The sequence below is a fragment of the Mesorhizobium sp. M7A.F.Ca.CA.001.08.2.1 genome (assembly GCF_003998455.1).
GTDB lineage: Bacteria > Pseudomonadota > Alphaproteobacteria > Rhizobiales > Rhizobiaceae > Mesorhizobium > Mesorhizobium ciceri.
On record NZ_RZPW01001142.1, the window covers coordinates 1 to 1,358 of the forward strand.

1 protein-coding gene and 1 pseudogene are annotated in these 1,358 nt (G+C 64.4%); both read left to right on the forward strand.

All coding sequences use genetic code 11. The annotated features are described in order from the left end of the window. On the forward strand, window positions 1-1,191 hold a 1,191-nt coding region (gene dapE, locus EN914_RS35605; protein WP_245497932.1), incomplete at its 5' end, for a succinyl-diaminopimelate desuccinylase. Window positions 1,192-1,196: 5 nt separating this feature from the next. Next, a pseudogene (locus EN914_RS39670) lies at window positions 1,197-1,358 on the forward strand (transporter); the annotation flags it as partial.

Below are 1,358 nucleotides of genomic sequence, written 5' to 3' on the forward strand. Positions count from 1 at the left end.
ACGCTGCCCACCGATCCCGCCGAAAACCTCGCCGCCCTTATCCGTTGCGCTTCGGTGACGCCCGCTGAGGGCGGTGCGCTGACCGCGCTGGAGACGATGCTCAAACCGCTCGGCTTCCTGGTCGATCGGCCGGTGTTTTCCGAAGACGGCACGCCCGATATCGAAAACCTCTATGCAAGGCGTTCCGGCAATGGGCCGCATCTGATGTTCGCCGGCCACACCGACGTGGTGCCGGTCGGCGACGAAGCCGCCTGGACGCATCCGCCCTTCGCCGCCGAGATCGCCAATGGCGAGATGTATGGCCGCGGCGCCGTCGACATGAAGGGCGGCATCGCCTGTTTCATCGCCGCCGTGGCGCGCCATGTCGAGGCCAATGGCGGTCCGAAAGGCTCGGTCTCGCTGCTGATCACCGGCGACGAGGAAGGCCCCGCGATCAACGGCACGGTCAAGCTGCTCGAATGGGCGGCTTCCAGGGGCGAGAAATGGGATGCCTCTGTCGTCGGCGAGCCGACCAACCCGGATGCGCTGGGCGACATGATCAAGGTCGGCCGCCGCGGCTCGATGTCCGGCGCCGTCACCGTCAATGGCCGCCAGGGCCATGTCGCCTATCCCTTGCTTGCCGACAATCCGGTGCGCGGGCTGATGAGCCTGGTCGATGCCTTGCTGCATCCGGTTTTCGACAAGGGAACCAGGGATTTCCAGCCGACCAATCTGGAAATCACCTCCATCGATGTGGGCAACCCGGCCACCAATGTCATCCCGGCCAAAGCGACCGCGACCTTCAACATCCGCTTCAACGACACCTGGACGGACGAGACCCTGCAGGCCGAAATACACAACCGGCTCGACCAGGCGGCGAGGCGCAAGAAGTACCGGCAGGGCAAGAAGACGCTGGTCGACTACGAGCTCGTCTGGCGCGACCGGCCGAGCCATGTCTTCCTGACCCGTGACGACAGGCTGATCGAAACGCTGCGCGGCTCGATCAAGTCGGCGGTCGGCAAGGAGCCGACGCTGTCGACCTCAGGTGGAACCTCCGACGCGCGTTTCATCAAGGACTATTGTCCGGTGGTCGAGTTCGGGCTGGTCGGCAAGACCATGCACATGGTCGACGAGCGCGTCGCCATTGCCGACCTCGAGACGCTGACGCAAATCTACCAGCGCTTCATAGAAGACTGGTTCGGACAGGGCTGAACAGCATGCTTTCGGCGGACGAAACCCAAGCTTCGCTGACGGGCGCCTGGCGATTGATGCTCGGCAGAGCCGACGGCCTGCGCCTGCTCGACCTGTCGGCCGACGGCTTCTGGAATTCCTTCTTCGCCATTGTCGTTGCAGCACCGGCGCTGATCGTCGGCTGTGTC